The sequence below is a fragment of the Psychrobacillus sp. NPDC093180 genome (genome assembly GCF_044754065.1).
Taxonomy (GTDB): domain Bacteria; phylum Bacillota; class Bacilli; order Bacillales_A; family Planococcaceae; genus Psychrobacillus.
Genome location: NZ_JBIVOJ010000029.1, coordinates 1 through 1,802 on the forward strand (window position 1 = coordinate 1; position 1,802 = coordinate 1,802).

General features: G+C 49.5%; 16 tRNA genes and 1 rRNA gene. All 17 read left to right on the forward strand.

The features are described 5' to 3' along the window. Positions 1–99, forward strand: a 5S ribosomal RNA gene (gene rrf, locus ACIP9W_RS22345); the annotation flags it as partial. Positions 100–109: 10 nt separating this feature from the next. After that, positions 110–184: transfer RNA gene (locus tag ACIP9W_RS22350), tRNA-Asn, on the forward strand. A gap of 5 nt (positions 185–189) precedes the next feature. Further along, positions 190–281 (forward strand) — tRNA-Ser (locus ACIP9W_RS22355). Positions 282–303: 22 nt separating this feature from the next. Beyond that, positions 304–378 (forward strand) — tRNA-Glu (locus ACIP9W_RS22360). A 28-nt stretch (positions 379–406) separates the two neighbouring features. Next, a tRNA-Val gene (locus tag ACIP9W_RS22365) sits at positions 407–482 on the forward strand. A 29-nt stretch (positions 483–511) separates the two neighbouring features. Then, positions 512–588 (forward strand) — tRNA-Met (locus tag ACIP9W_RS22370). Between the two features lie 3 nt (positions 589–591). Next, positions 592–667, forward strand: a tRNA-Asp gene (locus tag ACIP9W_RS22375). A 77-nt stretch (positions 668–744) separates the two neighbouring features. Then, positions 745–820: transfer RNA gene (locus ACIP9W_RS22380), tRNA-Phe, on the forward strand. A gap of 7 nt (positions 821–827) precedes the next feature. Further along, a tRNA-Thr gene (locus ACIP9W_RS22385) sits at positions 828–903 on the forward strand. Between the two features lie 5 nt (positions 904–908). Beyond that, positions 909–992 (forward strand) — tRNA-Tyr (locus tag ACIP9W_RS22390). 6 nt (positions 993–998) lie between these two features. Beyond that, positions 999–1,072: transfer RNA gene (locus tag ACIP9W_RS22395), tRNA-Trp, on the forward strand. Positions 1,073–1,096: 24 nt separating this feature from the next. Next, positions 1,097–1,172: transfer RNA gene (locus ACIP9W_RS22400), tRNA-His, on the forward strand. Between the two features lie 38 nt (positions 1,173–1,210). Further along, a tRNA-His gene (locus ACIP9W_RS22405) sits at positions 1,211–1,286 on the forward strand. Between the two features lies 1 nt (position 1,287). Beyond that, a tRNA-Gln gene (locus ACIP9W_RS22410) sits at positions 1,288–1,359 on the forward strand. Positions 1,360–1,366: 7 nt separating this feature from the next. Continuing rightward, positions 1,367–1,441 (forward strand) — tRNA-Gly (locus tag ACIP9W_RS22415). A gap of 11 nt (positions 1,442–1,452) precedes the next feature. Then, a tRNA-Cys gene (locus ACIP9W_RS22420) sits at positions 1,453–1,526 on the forward strand. Between the two features lie 33 nt (positions 1,527–1,559). After that, positions 1,560–1,642: transfer RNA gene (locus ACIP9W_RS22425), tRNA-Leu, on the forward strand. Positions 1,643–1,802: the final 160 nt, after the last annotated feature.

Below are 1,802 nucleotides of genomic sequence, written 5' to 3' on the forward strand. Positions count from 1 at the left end.
AGAGGTCACACCCGTTCCCATACCGAACACGGAAGTTAAGCTCTTCAGCGCCGATGGTAGTTGGGGGTTTCCCCCTGTGAGAGTAGGACGTCGCTGGGCATAGAAATATTCCGAAGTAGCTCAGTGGTAGAGCAATCGGCTGTTAACCGATCGGTCGTAGGTTCGAGTCCTACCTTCGGAGCCATTAATGGAGAGCTGTCCGAGTGGCCGAAGGAGCACGATTGGAAATCGTGTAGGCGGGTAACCCTGTCTCAAGGGTTCAAATCCCTTGCTCTCCGCCAGATAACTTCTCTAATACATAATGGCCCCTTGGTCAAGCGGTTAAGACACCGCCCTTTCACGGCGGTAACACGGGTTCGAATCCCGTAGGGGTCACCATTATTTCTTAAAAAAACCAGCATTAAACGGAGGATTAGCTCAGCTGGGAGAGCATCTGCCTTACAAGCAGAGGGTCGGCGGTTCGAGCCCGTCATCCTCCACCATTAAGTTAAATTAGTAAGTATAATATTATCGCGGGGTGGAGCAGTTCGGTAGCTCGTCGGGCTCATAACCCGAAGGTCACAGGTTCAAATCCTGTCCCCGCAACCAAATGGTCCCGTGGTGTAGCGGTTAACATGCCTGCCTGTCACGCAGGAGATCGCCGGTTCGATCCCGGTCGGGACCGCCATTTAATTAAAATTATTAGATTAAGATTTCGAATGAACTAGCAGCTAAAAAAGTGCAATGTTTAATGTAAATCGAAGAGGCTCAGTAGCTCAGTCGGTAGAGCAAAGGACTGAAAATCCTTGTGTCGGCGGTTCGATTCCGTCCTGAGCCACCATTAATAAGCCGGAGTAGCTCAATTGGTAGAGCAACTGACTTGTAATCAGTAGGTTGAGGGTTCAAGTCCTTTCTCCGGCACCACTCTTGGAGGGGTAGCGAAGTGGCTAAACGCGGCGGACTGTAAATCCGCTCCTTAGGGTTCGGCGGTTCGAATCCGTCCCCCTCCACCAGTTTTTAGGGGCATAGTTTAACGGTAGAATAGAGGTCTCCAAAACCTTTGATGTGGGTTCGATTCCTACTGCCCCTGCCAATTAATAAGTTAACTTGAATAATGGCGGTTGTGGCGAAGTGGTTAACGCATCGGATTGTGATTCCGACATTCGTGGGTTCGATTCCCATCAGTCGCCCCATATTCCTAATGAGTTAGCTCTTTTTTTATTTTATAATGGCGGTTGTGGCGAAGTGGTTAACGCATCGGATTGTGATTCCGACATTCGTGGGTTCGATTCCCATCAGTCGCCCCATTGGGGTATAGCCAAGCGGTAAGGCAACGGATTTTGATTCCGTCATGCCCTGGTTCGAATCCAGGTACCCCAGTTTATTTGCGGAAGTAGTTCAGTGGTAGAACACCACCTTGCCAAGGTGGGGGTCGCGAGTTCGAACCTCGTCTTCCGCTCCATTATTTCCTCCGGCGGCATAGCCAAGTGGTAAGGCACAGGTCTGCAACACCTTTATCACCGGTTCAAATCCGGTTGCCGCCTCCAGTTTTATAAATTAAACTTTGATACTTATATTTTGCCGGTGTGGCGGAATTGGCAGACGCGCGGGACTCAAAATCCCGTATCCTCTGGATGTGTCGGTTCGACCCCGACCACCGGTATCAAATTTTCACAGAAAAACAAAATATTATTACCAAACGAGAAGAGATAAGCTAAAGCTTATCTCTTTTTTGTGCGCTTGGCAGCGCTTTTCTCTAACGGGTGAAAGTCCCTAACATGCCGTAGTGGCGGAAGTGTATAGCTGACTGGTAGTGCGGGTAT